The 13,931-nt window shown below is 46.3% G+C and carries 12 protein-coding genes; 10 read left to right on the top strand and 2 right to left on the bottom strand.

The annotated features are described in order from the left end of the window. The 3 genes from G9G54_RS20100 (at nucleotide 1) to G9G54_RS20110 (ending at nucleotide 3,664) form a co-directional block, all read left to right on the top strand. Nucleotides 1-984 carry a FecCD family ABC transporter permease gene (locus tag G9G54_RS20100; protein WP_165179354.1) on the top strand — a complete coding sequence of 328 codons (984 nt, stop codon included), beginning with the start codon at nucleotides 1-3 and terminating at the stop codon, nucleotides 982-984. After that, entirely contained in the window at nucleotides 974-1,753 is a 780-nt protein-coding gene (locus tag G9G54_RS20105; RefSeq protein WP_165179355.1) for an ABC transporter ATP-binding protein, read from the top strand. Before G9G54_RS20100 ends, G9G54_RS20105 begins: the two co-directional genes overlap by 11 nt. 282 nt (nucleotides 1,754-2,035) lie before the next feature. Next, complete coding sequence (locus G9G54_RS20110) at nucleotides 2,036-3,664, top strand: ABC-F family ATP-binding cassette domain-containing protein (RefSeq protein ID WP_165179356.1); 1,629 nt, start codon at nucleotides 2,036-2,038, stop codon at nucleotides 3,662-3,664. Nucleotides 3,665-3,830: 166 nt separating this feature from the next. Here the strand turns inward: G9G54_RS20110 and G9G54_RS20115 are convergent, their stop codons facing one another. Then, nucleotides 3,831-4,016 carry a hypothetical protein gene (locus G9G54_RS20115; protein ID WP_013311941.1) on the bottom strand — a complete coding sequence of 62 codons (186 nt, stop codon included), beginning with the start codon at nucleotides 4,014-4,016 and terminating at the stop codon, nucleotides 3,831-3,833. A 411-nt stretch (nucleotides 4,017-4,427) separates the two neighbouring features. On the opposite strand from G9G54_RS20115, the gene G9G54_RS20120 reads away from it, so the two are divergent. Together G9G54_RS20120 and G9G54_RS20125 are read left to right on the top strand one after the other, a co-directional pair. Continuing rightward, nucleotides 4,428-5,297: a cation diffusion facilitator family transporter gene (locus tag G9G54_RS20120; RefSeq protein WP_165179357.1), complete on the top strand. Its 870-nt coding sequence runs from the start codon at nucleotides 4,428-4,430 to the stop codon at nucleotides 5,295-5,297. Between the two features lie 191 nt (nucleotides 5,298-5,488). Next, nucleotides 5,489-6,655, top strand: a complete 1,167-nt coding sequence (locus tag G9G54_RS20125) for a C40 family peptidase (protein ID WP_165179358.1) — start codon at nucleotides 5,489-5,491, stop codon at nucleotides 6,653-6,655. 125 nt (nucleotides 6,656-6,780) lie between these two features. Here the strand turns inward: G9G54_RS20125 and G9G54_RS20130 are convergent, their stop codons facing one another. Beyond that, complete coding sequence (locus G9G54_RS20130; RefSeq protein WP_165179359.1) at nucleotides 6,781-6,948, bottom strand: DUF1328 domain-containing protein; 168 nt, start codon at nucleotides 6,946-6,948, stop codon at nucleotides 6,781-6,783. A 260-nt stretch (nucleotides 6,949-7,208) separates the two neighbouring features. Between G9G54_RS20130 and G9G54_RS20135 the strand changes: the two genes are divergently transcribed. From G9G54_RS20135 to G9G54_RS20155, 5 genes are all read left to right on the top strand, one after another. Continuing rightward, nucleotides 7,209-7,730, top strand: coding sequence for a DUF948 domain-containing protein (locus G9G54_RS20135; RefSeq protein ID WP_165179360.1), 522 nt, complete (start codon nucleotides 7,209-7,211; stop codon nucleotides 7,728-7,730). 52 nt (nucleotides 7,731-7,782) lie between these two features. Then, nucleotides 7,783-8,301, top strand: a complete 519-nt coding sequence (locus G9G54_RS20140; RefSeq protein ID WP_028541848.1) for a hypothetical protein — start codon at nucleotides 7,783-7,785, stop codon at nucleotides 8,299-8,301. A 96-nt stretch (nucleotides 8,302-8,397) separates the two neighbouring features. Then, nucleotides 8,398-8,739, top strand: coding sequence for a general stress protein (locus tag G9G54_RS20145; protein WP_165179361.1), 342 nt, complete (start codon nucleotides 8,398-8,400; stop codon nucleotides 8,737-8,739). A 234-nt stretch (nucleotides 8,740-8,973) separates the two neighbouring features. Further along, nucleotides 8,974-10,155 carry a PP2C family protein-serine/threonine phosphatase gene (locus tag G9G54_RS20150; protein WP_165179362.1) on the top strand — a complete coding sequence of 394 codons (1,182 nt, stop codon included), beginning with the start codon at nucleotides 8,974-8,976 and terminating at the stop codon, nucleotides 10,153-10,155. Continuing rightward, on the top strand, nucleotides 10,139-13,858 hold the full coding sequence (locus G9G54_RS20155) for a response regulator (RefSeq protein ID WP_165179363.1): 3,720 nt from the start codon (nucleotides 10,139-10,141) through the stop codon (nucleotides 13,856-13,858). The genes G9G54_RS20150 and G9G54_RS20155 overlap by 17 nt, the downstream gene beginning before the upstream one ends. Nucleotides 13,859-13,931: the final 73 nt, after the last annotated feature.

Raw genomic sequence — 13,931 nt, forward strand, 5'->3', positions numbered from 1 at the left:
ATGTCCAAAAAAGGTTGGAGCCTTACTGTTGTAATGGTCTTGCTCGTTGGCGTCATGCTGTATTCAGCGATGACAGGCAGTCTCAAGGTGGATTTGAGTCAGTTGGTGACCGGATTGTGGACAGGTACAGATGATCAGGTGAATGTGGTCAAGGACCTGAGACTACCGAGAATTTTCGTGTCCGTAATGGCAGGTGCAGCCCTTGCAGTAGCGGGTGTTTTGCTGCAAGCCGTCATGAAAAATCCGCTGGCGGATGCTGGGGTTATCGGCATTTCTTCGGGAGCGGCATTAATCTCGCTGATTGCGGTAACGGTCTTTCCGGCGCTTTATTTCTGGATGCCGTTCTTTTCATTTATTGGCGGTGCGTTAGCCTGCCTAATGGTTTATGGGTTTTCGTGGAAATCTGGCTTGCATCCGATTCGTCTCATTCTGATCGGGGTAGCTGTGAACGCTATTTTTTCCGGTCTAGGTCAGTCGTTTAACTATCGAGGCAGTTATGCGGTCACCAGCATTAACCAGGTCACTACATCAACCTTGTCTATGAAAAAATGGGTAGATGTCGAGGTTATTGTGACCTATGGCGGGATTGGGCTAATTTTAGCCATGCTCGTGTTCTCTTGGTGCAATTTCTTGTCTCTTCAAGATAAAACAGCTAAAAATCTGGGATTCAATGTAACGCGCGCACGACTTTTGATTTCTGTGATTGCAGTGCTGCTTGCAGCAACGGCTACAGCCATCGCAGGAGTAATTGCTTTTATCGGCCTGCTCGTTCCGCATTGTGCCCGCTACCTTGTTGGCTCGGATCATAAGTGGCTGATTCCATTTTCCGCATTATGCGGCGGCTTGCTGTTGCTGCTCGCGGATACACTGGGGCGGACAGTGCTTGCTCCCAATGAAATCCCGGCTTCTATTATTATGGCCGTCATTGGCGGGCCGTTCCTGATATTCCTGATCAGAAAGGCGGATCGCACCTATGGACATTAAGGATATAACCTTCTCATATGATCGGAAAACGGATCGTCTGCACGCTATTAATGCTGTTATTGAGTCGGGACGGATTACGACCATAATTGGTCCCAACGGATGCGGCAAATCGACGCTGCTCAGCGTGATGTCCAACAATGCTGTTCCCCGCTTGGGCCAGGTGATTCTGGACGGCAAGGAGATAGCCCACTACAAGCCCAAGGAGCTGGCCCGTCAACTGGCGGTAGTCCATCAGCAGAACGAGGCACCTTCCGACTTGACTGTAGAAAAGCTCGTAAGCTTCGGCAGGTTGCCCCATAAGAACATGTTCACAGCGAGACGTGATGAGGATGAGGAAGCGATCGAGTGGGCGATAGCCTGTACTAATCTGAACGAACGTAGAACTCGCACGTTGGATCAGCTCTCAGGAGGAGAACGGCAGCGTGTATGGATTGCAATGGCCTTGGCACAGCGGACGCCAATTTTATTTTTGGATGAGCCGACCACCTATTTGGATATGTACTACCAGCTTGAAATTTTAGAGCTCATTCGGCAGTTAAACCAGGAACATGGACTGACCATCGTGATGGTGCTGCATGATATCAATCAGGCTATTCGGTATAGCGATGTGATGATTGCCATGAAGGAAGGGCGTATTATAGCGAACGGCCCACCTACAGAGGTCGTTACATCTGAACTGATCCAGGCGGTCTATGACGTGGAGGTCTTAATCAAACAGGATGATGAAGCGGGCATGTACCTCATTCCGATAGGTGTCGGGGTTTCCTGACATTTACAAGCGCACGGAACATCAATGCCGTGACTGAATAACGCGTCTGTCCTCACGGCATCTCAACGAATTTAAAACATGAAAATGGTTCTGGTCCATGTGTTTGTCAGGTGACAATCGTGGAGACAGAAGCATTTTTTATTTTATTTATAAGATATTGGATGAGATTCAGGGGCGGTTATGCTTATACTACGGTTCGAATCCGATCTTTTGTGTGTTATACTATTGCCGTCGGTAATTTTGTGTTTAGCACTTTACTAATGATAAGGATGGTATGCTTATATGATCAGTACAAGCGGCGTAACGCTTCGTTATGGTAAACGCCCACTTTTTGAAGACGTAAATATCAAATTTACTCCTGGGAACTGCTACGGCCTGATTGGGGCGAATGGCGCGGGTAAATCCACCTTTTTGAAAATTCTTTCCGGTGAAATCGAAGCCAATTCTGGCGAGGTTCACATGACACCGGGTGAACGGATGGCAGTACTCAAGCAGAACCATTATGAATACGATGAATTCCCGGTTCTGGAAACCGTCATTATGGGCCACACGCGTCTGTATGAAATCATGAAGGAAAAAGATACGCTGTATGCCAAGACGGAATTTACCGAAGCGGACGGCCTACGTGCCGGTGAGCTTGAAGGTGAATTTGCAGAGCTGAACGGTTGGGATGCTGAGCCAGATGCAGCTTCCTTGCTGATCGGTCTTGGTATTCCCCGCGACCTGCATGACAAGAACATGTCTGAGCTGAGTGGTAATGACAAGGTACGTGTTCTCCTGGCTCAAGCGTTGTTTGGTCGTCCGAACAATTTGCTGCTTGATGAGCCTACCAACCATTTGGACCTAGAATCCATTCAATGGCTGGAAAATTTCTTGATGGACTATGAAGGCACCGTCATCGTCGTATCCCATGATCGTCACTTCCTGAACAAGGTATGTACGCATATTGCGGATATTGATTTTGGTAAAATCCAGATGTACGTCGGCAACTACGACTTCTGGTATGAATCTAGCCAGCTTGCGCTTGCCTTGACTCGTGATGCCAACAAGAAAAAGGAAGAGAAGATCAAGGAACTGCAAGCCTTTATTCAGCGCTTTTCCGCGAATGCTTCCAAGTCCAAACAGGCTACATCACGTAAAAAACAACTGGATAAAATTACGCTGGACGATATCCGTCCATCAAACCGTAAATATCCTTTCCTGAACTTCAAGCCTGAACGCGAAGCAGGCAAACAACTGCTGACAGTAGACCGCCTCAGTAAAACCGTTGAAGGCGAGCAAGTACTGAATGAGTTCAGTCTGGTTGTGAACAAAGGCGATAAAATCGCGTTTGTTGGCCCGAACGGTTTGCCTAAATCGACGCTCTTCCAGGTGTTGATGAACGAGATCGAAGCGGATAGCGGAGAATTCTCTTGGGGGATTACAACTAGCCAGGCTTATTTCCCGAAAGATAATTCCACCTATTTTGAAGGCGTGGATATGAATCTTGTGGAATGGCTGCGTCAATATTCCAAGGATCAGGACGAAACGTTCCTGCGCGGTTTCTTGGGACGTATGCTTTTCTCTGGAGAAGAAGCGCTTAAGAAAGCAAGTGTGCTGTCCGGGGGCGAAAAGGTTCGCTGTATGCTGGCGAAAATGATGCTGAACGGTGCCAATGTGTTGCTGCTGGAAGAACCGACCAACCACTTGGATCTGGAGTCCATCACAGCGCTGAACAATGGTCTGATTGATTTTGATGGTACTATATTGTTCACATCGCATGACCACCAGTTTATTCAAACGATCGCGAACCGCATCGTGGAAATTACACCAAACGGCGTAATCGACCGTACGATGAGCTATGATGAGTACTTGGAAAATGAAGAAATCACAAAGTTGCGTGAACGTATGTATCCGGTAGAAATCGGCTAACTTCAGCAACTAGATAAACGAAAGAGGAGCTCCTTCAGGCCATTAAAATGGCAGGGAGACTCCTCTTTTTCGTTTTTGTACCATGCCCATAGCTTACTTGGTTCTGGCAGTGAGGTAAGATAGACCTCGCCAGACTTTTGGTACCCTATAAAGGTTATGAGGTGGCTTATGATCCGCCTGTACGACGGCGTTGGTTGTTCGGCTTCTTCGTATTTTGGCTTTTCAGTGTTTTGGCGGAACCGCCTTGAAAGCCGCCCTGCTGTGAAGCGCCGGACTGCTGTTTTTTTTGTGCCAGCTTTTCCCGAATGGCATCTGCGAGATTAACTTTACGTGGTTCATTGGCATCGCTCATGAATAAATTCCTCCTGTTGCCGCCAAATTCATGTCAATCATGCTGGATTGAAGGAAAACGCGGCTGTGTCCTCATTTTATACGTTTTTAAAAGAAGGGACAAGGGCAACAATGATAACACACATCTGGGGTGGGGTGGAAGAGAAAACATCTGATTTTTGTGTGAAGGAAAAATTGTTTTGTGTAACCTACAGGAATGGGGCCTGGCAATACTTTTTCGTTGTTACTACAGCGATGCAGAGCGGAAAGACTGTTTCTCTAGACCCACACAAAGTTCATCTGCTATCCTGAAAATAACAGTTAACCAAAGACAAATCGTTATTATTCATGGCAGCAACGCTGCTATTTTTATTTTTGGGCCCGGTGAGATCGTTCTGCTGGTAACTATATATTTGAAGGAGTGTCCTGCGTTGTGGTAAATGTCTATGAAGAAATACGAAAAGGTGAGCGTGGGGCGTGGGTGAGCATTGCTGCTTATCTCTTGCTGTCCGCCTTTAAGCTGATTAGCGGATATATATTTGCTTCTAGCGCGTTGCGGGCGGATGGCTTCAATAATGTCACCGATATTGTAGTGTCGGTTGCTGTACTGGTTGGACTGAGAATTTCCCAAAAACCACCGGACTCTGACCATGCCTATGGACATTTTCGGGCAGAAACGATCGCGGCGCTGCTGGCGTCCTTTATTATGGCTGTCGTCGGTTTGCAGGTGCTTATTGATGGGATCGGGAGCATTTTCAAGGGCGGAAAGCAAATACCGGATATCACCTCCGCGGGTGTAGCTGTGATTTGTGCAGTGATTATGCTGGGAGTGTATCTTTACAATAACAGACTGGCACGGCAGATTAACAATAAGGCTTTGCTGGCAGCGGCCAAGGATAATCTATCGGATGCACTTGTCAGTGTTGGGGCAGCAGTTGGCATCATCGGCGCACAATTTGGGCTGCCCTGGCTAGATACTGTAGCTGCGGTCGCGGTAGGATTCATCATTTGTAAAACAGCTTGGGATATTTTTAAGGATTCCACGCACAGCTTGACCGATGGATTTGATGAGCAAGAACTGTCTGACTTACGGAGTACGATTGCCTGTATACCTGGAGTAGAGGGGATTCGGGACGTTAAGGCACGTGTACACGGCAATCATGCGCTGGTGGATGTGGTCATTGAGGTGGATCCGCAACTCAGCCTGATTGAAGGGCATCGGATCAGCGACCGGATTGAGGAACGCCTGCAAGAGGTTCATAATACAATGCATGTCCATGTTCATGTAGAACCCAAATTATAGATTAATTATTAAATAGTTAGTATCAAAAGTGACTTTAGACCTATATGCAAAAGGCGTATACGCTTCCTTTTGTGACGTTTGGATTATATCTCTCTTCCTGCTGCTTTTACTATAATGAAGGCATGTCCGGCTATATTCGTCGGAATTGGATATGCTCTTCAAATTCGTAAAAACAGCCAGGAGGTGCAACATTGAGAAGACGCGTGATGGGAATGCTCATGACGTCAGCCGCGCTGTTGGCAGCAATTCATGTGGCGCCGGGTCAGGTTGACGCAGCGGCATCAACAGCATCCACAGGACAGAAGGCGGTTATTCAGGCGGCTGTAAAGCTTAGATCCGGTCCTTCGACTACAGGGGATGTAGTCAGCTTTATGAAGCAGGGAGAGGCCGTAACAGTATTGGAGAAAACCAACAGCTATTGGTATAAGATCAAGACTTCTGATGGAGTAACCGGATACACTAGCAGCTCCGACAAGTACATAAAAGTTGGCGCTACCAGTGTCGCTGCTGCTGTTACCCCGTCTACCACTCGTAAATCGGAAGCCACAGAGTCAGTTAAAAATGTTTCAGCTAAAGAGGCAGTGGCCTCAGTGAATAGTTCTGCCGGTCAAACGAAAGCCACGATTCAAACGTCCGTTCGTTTGCGGGCGGAGGCATCCACTTCTTCCGAGGTTTTGGGCTATCTGAATGCAGGGGATGTCGTTACGATTACGGATCCAAGTAATGCTTATTGGTTTAAGGTTACCAATGCTGATGGTACGGTGGGCTATGTCAGCTCGTCTCCACAGTATATTCGTATTGGTGAGGGCGTTGTCGTGCAGCAGCCTGTGTCTGCTCCGGTGACAACCACTCCTGATACTACCGCAATACCTGTGACAGCATCTCCTGCGTCAACTATGAACATGTTTTCCGGTGATGCAGCGGCTGCAATAGAGCAGGTTATTAACACGGGGATGACTTATCTCGGAACTCCATATGAATATGGTTCAGATCGTAACAGTACGGCTACTTTTGATTGCTCGGCATTTACCCGTCAAATTTTCCGTCAGGCTGTAGGTATCCAGCTTCCGGCAGATTCTCGTTCACAGGGTGAGTGGATCAAGCAAAACAGTCAGCCGAATACGGACATGACTACGCTGAAGCGTGGCGATTTGCTCTTCTTTACAAATTATAATGCATCTTCCGGGGCGTACACGTCCTTGGATAATTCCTCCCAAACGATTACACACGTAGCTGTATATTTGGGAGACAACAAGCTTCTTCATACGTTTTCTGTAGCGGGTGGCGGTGTAAAAGTTACGGATTTCAGCAAGCCTTGGCAGGATCGTTTCCTGTTTGGGGGCAGCGTGATTCAATAAAGCGCCGCTAACTGTTAAAAAGCTGCATCAAAAAAGGATGTTCCACAGCCCTGTTAACCAGGGTGGGAACATCCTTTTTTTATAAACATTTAGAGTATTGCTCTTGTGCAGCTAGCATCCGATAACTATGAAACCCGTTTTCTTCCGGTAAAGAGTGAAATGACGAACAACACCAGAAATATCACAAATAATATTTTAGCGAATGTAGCAGCTATGGACACGACGATACCAAAAAAACCTAAGATCCCGGCGATCACAGCAAAAATTAAGAATAAAGCGGACCATTTTAGCATGTTCTGTATCCTCCTTTAATTGTATATAATGTGGCATACTCACGCTCCGATAGAGCGTGGTTGCAGATGACAGTGACTTCTATAGATTATTCGTGGCTGTGCCATCGTTATATGGTGTTTTAAACGGTGCGAGAGTCCGTGAATCATAACGTTTGGAGCGGAGAAGAAGCCAGCTTGGACGTTGTTTCGTGTCTGAATCTTAAGGGTAACTATGCAGTAATCATAAACATCATCGTGAAAGACGAAAGAGAGGTTACGCTATGTTAACACAGGTCAGCATTTTTATTATTGCTATCGCATTTGCAGTTCTCGTTATTTTCCTCATTAAAACGTTGAAAGCAGCACAAGGCTCTCTGGATAAGGTGACTCAAACCTTGCAGGATGTACAAAAAACGATAGATGAACTGAGTTATGAAGTAAAACAAACGGTTCGACATGCGAATGACATCACCGCAGACGTTGATCATAAATTGAAGCAAGTGGAGCCAGTGATGGAATCGGTTAGAAACTTGGGAGAGGTACTCAGCGAAGTGACGCTGGCTGCCAAGCAGGCTTCAACAGCGTTAATGACACGGTTTCAGAAATCGAATAACGCTGCGAGTAATACTTCCAGAACGGATCACGCGATCAAGGCAACGACACCGAATAGACCTTTGACCGCAACGGAGCGGACGGTTCAGAGCTACAATGCGACTTATGAGGAGCCTGCGGCCAAGCCTGGTAAAAACTGGTTGGGTTATGTAGACATCGCTGCTGGGGTGTGGCAGAAAATGCGTCAGTAGCATAGTGGCTGAACCGTAAACTACAGGAAATTCATTGAAAGGGTGAGATTTTATGATGAAGACATTATTACTAGCTGCTGGTTTGCTCACTCCCTTTTCCGGACAGGATACGGTTCAGCAAACCGTTTCCCCGCAAACAGCGGGGCATATGGTTAGGACTGTGCAGACGATACCCGCTCCACATGCTGTACCAGCAGATTTTCATACCTTAAATGGCATATCTTTGGATGACACCCGTGCGGATGTGTTGAAGAAGCTAGGCAAGCCACAACGAGTCAAAAAGGATATGCTGCTGCTTTCTACAGAATACCAATATCCAGATGTTGTCGTAGGTATGCGTGAGGACGTCGTTTCTTATGTGCATGTAGATCCTGCTGCTGGTCGAATCAAGGTAAATGATAAGTGGCTGCCGCTGCAACGGAAAACGCTGGATCAGGCGCTGGGTGGCTCGCAATTCACGGCGGAAGACGGAGAGGTCTATGTACGCGGACAACGTGCAATCAAAGTGTTTATGGATGAGACGTCTGATAAACCTAAGTATGTTGAGTTTTTTGATGAAACGGAATGGTAATCGATTTTTACGAGGCGTGACATAACATGGAAGTTTCAAATGGATATGTGAAGTGTAATAGTCAGAGAAGTCAATCCTTAAAGGAGCGTGAGAAACATGAATCAGACCAATCATAAATCTTATGCCAAAGTGGTAGATAACGGTGTACAAGCCGTTGAAGCGGTAAATGAGTTGCGTAACACGGGCTATCGTTATGAGGATGTGTTCGTGCTCGCTCATGATCAGGATCGGACGGATCGTATTGCCGGTACGGTGGATGCCAAGGAAATCGGGATCAAGGAAGAGGGCGTTTTCGACTCATTAGCTAATTTGTTCCGCTCCCGCGGCGATGAGCTTCGCGCTAAAATTACTTCCTTGGGATTTACAGATACGGAAGCGGACTTTTATGAAAAAGAACTGGATCAGGGTAAAGTACTGGTCATTGCTAAAAAAGTGTGATATTGCTGTTCGTTAAAAAAGCGGAATAGCATTAGACTTGGAAAAGAGGATGTTGGCCGCAGTACAAGTGTTTCGCGGGTCCTCCAAAAACATAGATAAGGAATGGGGTCCCAACCTCATTCCTTATCTATGTTTTTGGAATGCCTTCTTACGGAGACACTACTACTAATCAACAAGGGTGTTCCGTTTAAGTAGGTATAGTATAATACATGAGTTACAGATAAGGAGAGGCCAATGAGAATTCTAATTGTTGACGATAATCCAACGAATGTCATTATTATTCGTGAAATACTAAAAAAGGAAAATTATCGGGATGTGATCTCTGCTAGCTCGGCCGCAGAAATGTTAGAGCATCTGGGAATCGGCGACCGTACCATTAGTCTCAGACCCCATCCTTCAGATATTGATCTGGTGCTGCTGGATATGATGATGCCTGAAATGGACGGCATTGAAGCTTGCAGTATTGTGCAGGAATATGAGCATTTAAAAGATATCCCGATTATTATGGTAACGGCTGTAGGAGATTCCAAAAAATTGGCCGAAGCTCTAGATGTGGGAGCCGTCGATTACGTCACGAAGCCGATCAACAAGGTAGAGCTCATGGCGCGAATCCGGTCTGCCTTGCGTCTCAAACAGGAGAAGGACTGGCATAAGGACCGGGATCAGCGAATTCAAGATGAGCTGAAGCTGGCCGCGATGGTGCAGCAGGCGGTGCTTAGTCCTGCCATCCAGGACCCGGTGCTACAAGTGAATGCGCTCTATCAGCCTTCCTTTGAACTGGCAGGGGATTTATATTCATGGTATCCGTTAGGTGAGGGGCGATATGCCATCATTTTGCTCGATATGATGGGACATGGCATTTCTTCCTCGCTGTTCTGCATGTTCATTGCGTCTGTACTTAAGGATACGGTGACCACATATGTGGAGCCTGAGAAAGTCATACAAGAGCTGAATCGTCGTTTTAATCAACTGGATCTGGGCAAGCAGCTGGTACAGTATTATTTTACGGCGATTTATATGGTGATTGATACCCGTTCACGGCGAATTGACTATGTAAATGCGGGACATCCTCCCGGATTGCTGTTCAACCAGGATGGCAGCATTACCAAATTTGACCGTGCATGTAGCCCGGTTGGTTTGTTTGATAAGATTGATGCAGAAATGCACACGATTCATTATGAAGGAACTGGACATATCGCTTTGTATACGGATGGCTTGCTGGAAGCGGTGGAAGGTGAATATGAGGAGCAGGTGGAGTATCTGACTGAGTGTCTACGTAAGTATGAGGAATGGAATGAAGAAGCGATGCTGGATGCATTTTTTCGTAATGAGGCGCCACAGGATCGCGATGATGATAAGTGCCTGATCTGGATTTCATTGAAAGAGGGAGAGAGCTTGCATGAAAATCAGAAATAAACTACTGATCGGCTTTGGATCGCTTATGGCGATCCTCCTTGTGCTGACACTAATCAGCTATGACCGTATGGGGAGCCTGAATGAGCAGCTGAATCAAGTTTACCAAGACCGATATATGAAGGTCCGGAAAACAACGGCTATTCGCGGTCAGGTGAATGATATGGCCAAAGTTATGGCCAACCTGATTTTAAATCCGGGCTCCTCCGTCAGCGAGGCCAAACGTGAGCTCGATGATATTTCCGCTACTGGAACGAAAGTGCTGGCAAGTCTACAAACGAATTCAGGCACCAGTGAAGAGCAGCAGCAGGTTGATCGGGTAACCGTCGCGTGGAATGAATTTCTAAGTTACGAACAAAGGTTAGTTTCCTTGCTGGGACAAGATCGTATTGATGAGGCTAACGCTTTCCGCAATAGCACTGGTTTGCCTGCTCAAGAGGAGGCGATGGACAGCATTAACGCCCTTGCCGTTTTTCAGGATCGGGAGATTGATACTGACATGAAGCAAGCCAATCAGGCCTATGAGGAATCTGTGCAGATTACCACAATTCTGATGGCCGCCGGTCTGATCATGGGCTTACTGGTTATTTTGTGGGTGCTCCCAAGCATTGCCAAAGGTCTAAATATCGTTAATCTCATGATTAATGGTTTTGGCAAGGGGAAATACAGGGCCATTAGCCGAATGAGTGTTTCTTCCAAGGATGAAATCGGGGAGGTCGCTCGTGTATTTCAACAAATGGCCGGAGACTTGGAAGAAAAGCGGAGATTTGAGCATTCTGTCCTTCAAACGCAGAAGGATCAAACTTGGCTTAATGCCAATACTGCTCGGGTAACTGAGCTGTTCCGTGGTGTGAATTCACTGGAGCAGGTTGCTCAGATGTTCATTAGTGAGTTTACGCCCATCTTGGGAGGTAGCTATGGAGCCATCTATTTGCAAGGAAAAGATGTAGAAGACAACCAATTTAAGTTATACGGCTCCTATGCAAAGGTGACTGGCGAGAATTCGATTAGGGACGTTATCCATGTAGGCGAAGGATTGCTCGGACAATGTGTTCTGGATCGTAAGCCGATCTTGATTACAGAGGCTCCTGACGGATATTTGTCCATAGGCTCTGCCTTAGGAGAAAGTAAGCCAGTGGGAATTATGATTTTCCCTATTTTGTTCGAGGATGAGTGCATCGGTGCTGTAGAAGTAGCGTCACTGGATCGCTTCAGTGATCTGGAAACGAAGCTGTGTGCTCAATTAGTAGAGAGCATGGGGATCATTCTGAACAATATCAAGGGACGGATGCGTGTAGAGCAATTGCTGCGCGAATCCCAGGCCCTTACTGAGGAGTTGCAATGCCAGTCCGAGGAACTACAAACTCAGCAAGAGCAACTCAAGCGCTCCAATGGAAATTTGGAGGAGCAAACAGAGGAGCTCAAGCGTTCAGAGGAATTGTTACAGCGTCAACAGGAAGAATTGGAGCATTTTAATACTGAACTGATTGCCAAAACCAGAGCGCTGGAAGAACAGGTACGAGAAGTGGAAGAAAAGAACGACGAGATCGAACATGCACGAGCTCAGTTGGAGCAACAGGCAATGCAGCTGGGAATCACAAGCAAATACAAATCCGAGTTTTTGGCCAATATGTCTCATGAGCTGCGTACTCCGCTAAATAGCTTGCTTATTCTTTCTCAGCTCTTGTCTGAGAACAAGGAAGGCAATCTCAAGCCAAAGCAAGTGGAATATGCACAAACCATTTATATGTCAGGCGCCGATTTGTTGAAAATGATTGATGAGATTCTGGATTTATCCAAAGTGGACGCTGGAAAAATGGATATTAACCATGAAGCGGTCCACTTGAAGGAACTGGAACTGTTTGTGGAGCAGAATTTTGCTCCGGTCGCAGCCCAACGTGAGCTTCAACTGCATACCAAGATCGAAGAGAACCTGCCAGATGCCATTATCAGTGACGGTTATCGTCTCAAACAAATTTTACGTAATTTGCTGTCCAATGCCTTCAAGTTCACCACGGAAGGTTCTATTAGTTTCAATGTATCTCGGGCAAATGGAGAGCAGCTTCCTGGTCTGCTAAATCCACGAAGATCCTATCTGGCTCTATCTGTGCGTGATACGGGCATTGGGATTGCTTCCGATAAAACGGATCTGATCTTCGAAGCCTTCCAGCAGGTAGACGGTACAACCAGCCGGAAATATGGGGGGACAGGACTAGGTCTGTCGATCAGCCGCGAGCTTTCCAGATTGTTGGGCGGCGTTATTACAGTGGAATCCGAGCAGGGGCAGGGCAGTTGTTTCACATTGTATTTGCCGGAACAAACGCCAACGGCTGAGGATATGGACTCTCATTCGAGAGAGGGATTTAACGGTACGGATGTGAATTTGGATTTTGAGAATGTGGCAGCCTCGGCAGAAACGGACCTTCCCATGATTATGCCTGCTGAACGGTTGCCATTATATCAGATGCCTTCGAAAAACAAAGCGGAGGACATTATACATCCGGGAGACGATCGAAACGAGATTACCTCGCAGGATAAAGTGCTGCTGATTATTGAGGATGATATTAATTTTGCTAATATTTTGTACGATATGGCCCGTAGCCGGGGCTTTAAGGCACTGATCGCTCTCCAAGGAGATGATGGGCTCAACATGGCTCAGTCTTATTTGCCGGACGCCATTATATTAGATATTCAATTACCTGTGATGGATGGATGGTCCATTTTGGGTGAGCTGAAAGGAAATTCATCGACACGTCATATTCCAGTGCATGTTATTTCGGTCATAGATGATGTCAAGCAGGGCTTGATGATGGGCGCGATTGCCTATCTCAAAAAGCCTTCTTCGAAGGAAAGTCTGGATAAGGCATTTTCACATATAAAATCGTATACGGACCAAACGGTTAAACGTCTCCTTGTGGTTGAAGATGATGATAATCAGCGTAAATCCATTATTGAGCTGATCGATCATGATGATGTTGCCATTACGGCGATATCGACAGGTCAGGAAGCACTAAATGAGCTGGCTACCCAGCGGTATGACTGCATGGTACTGGATCTGATGCTGAGTGACATGACTGGTTTTGAACTGCTGGATCGTATTCGAGAGAATGAGCAGCTAACGGATCTGCCGATCATTATTTATACAGGCAAAGATTTGGATAGCAAAGAAGAAACGCAACTTCGTAAATATGCAGAGTCTATTATTATTAAGGATGTTAAATCACCGGAACGGCTTTTGGACGAAACAACGTTGTTCTTGCATCGTGTAGAGGCGAACCTTCCTGAGGACAAACGCAAAATTTTGCAGAAGCTATACAACAAGGAAGAACTGTTTGAAGGTAAAAAAATATTGTTGGTAGACGATGATATTCGCAATGTATTTGCTCTATCCAGTGTGCTGGAAAGCTATCGTATGGAGGTTACCTTTGCGGAAAATGGAAGAGAAGCACTGGAACTGCTGGAACAGACACCTGATTTTGATCTGGTGCTGATGGATATGATGATGCCGGAAATGGATGGATATGAAGCGATGCGACGTATCCGGCTAATGCCACAATTCGAGAAGATGCCTATTATTGCCCTGACAGCCAAGGCCATGAAGGATGATCGTTCCAAGTGTATTGAGGCAGGCGCTTCCGATTATGTGAAAAAACCGATTCAAACCGAACAGCTTTTATCATTAATGCGGGTTTGGTTGTATTCGTAACCTAAAAAAATGGGTAATATAAATCGACACATGATTGGAGCGGCACAGGCAAAACCTATTTAGGAATTGGAGA

This window comes from Paenibacillus sp. EKM212P (genome assembly GCF_011066115.1).
In the GTDB taxonomy this organism is placed as follows: Bacteria; Bacillota; Bacilli; order Paenibacillales; family Paenibacillaceae; genus Paenibacillus; species Paenibacillus polymyxa_B.

What these genes read in the sequence shown, in the direction of transcription:
- G9G54_RS20105 (WP_165179355.1), top strand. Translation starts at nt 974, where the DNA reads ATGGACATTAAGGATATAACCTTCTCATATGATCGGAAAACGGATCGT.
- G9G54_RS20145 (WP_165179361.1), top strand. Translation starts at nt 8,398, where the DNA reads ATGAATCAGACCAATCATAAATCTTATGCCAAAGTGGTAGATAACGGT.
- G9G54_RS20110 (WP_165179356.1), top strand. Translation starts at nt 2,036, where the DNA reads ATGATCAGTACAAGCGGCGTAACGCTTCGTTATGGTAAACGCCCACTT.
- G9G54_RS20100 (WP_165179354.1), top strand. Translation starts at nt 1, where the DNA reads ATGTCCAAAAAAGGTTGGAGCCTTACTGTTGTAATGGTCTTGCTCGTT.
- G9G54_RS20130 (WP_165179359.1), bottom strand. Translation starts at nt 6,948, where the DNA reads ATGCTAAAATGGTCCGCTTTATTCTTAATTTTTGCTGTGATCGCCGGG.
- G9G54_RS20155 (WP_165179363.1), top strand. Translation starts at nt 10,139, where the DNA reads ATGAAAATCAGAAATAAACTACTGATCGGCTTTGGATCGCTTATGGCG.
- G9G54_RS20115 (WP_013311941.1), bottom strand. Translation starts at nt 4,016, where the DNA reads ATGAGCGATGCCAATGAACCACGTAAAGTTAATCTCGCAGATGCCATT.
- G9G54_RS20140 (WP_028541848.1), top strand. Translation starts at nt 7,783, where the DNA reads ATGATGAAGACATTATTACTAGCTGCTGGTTTGCTCACTCCCTTTTCC.
- G9G54_RS20135 (WP_165179360.1), top strand. Translation starts at nt 7,209, where the DNA reads ATGTTAACACAGGTCAGCATTTTTATTATTGCTATCGCATTTGCAGTT.
- G9G54_RS20150 (WP_165179362.1), top strand. Translation starts at nt 8,974, where the DNA reads ATGAGAATTCTAATTGTTGACGATAATCCAACGAATGTCATTATTATT.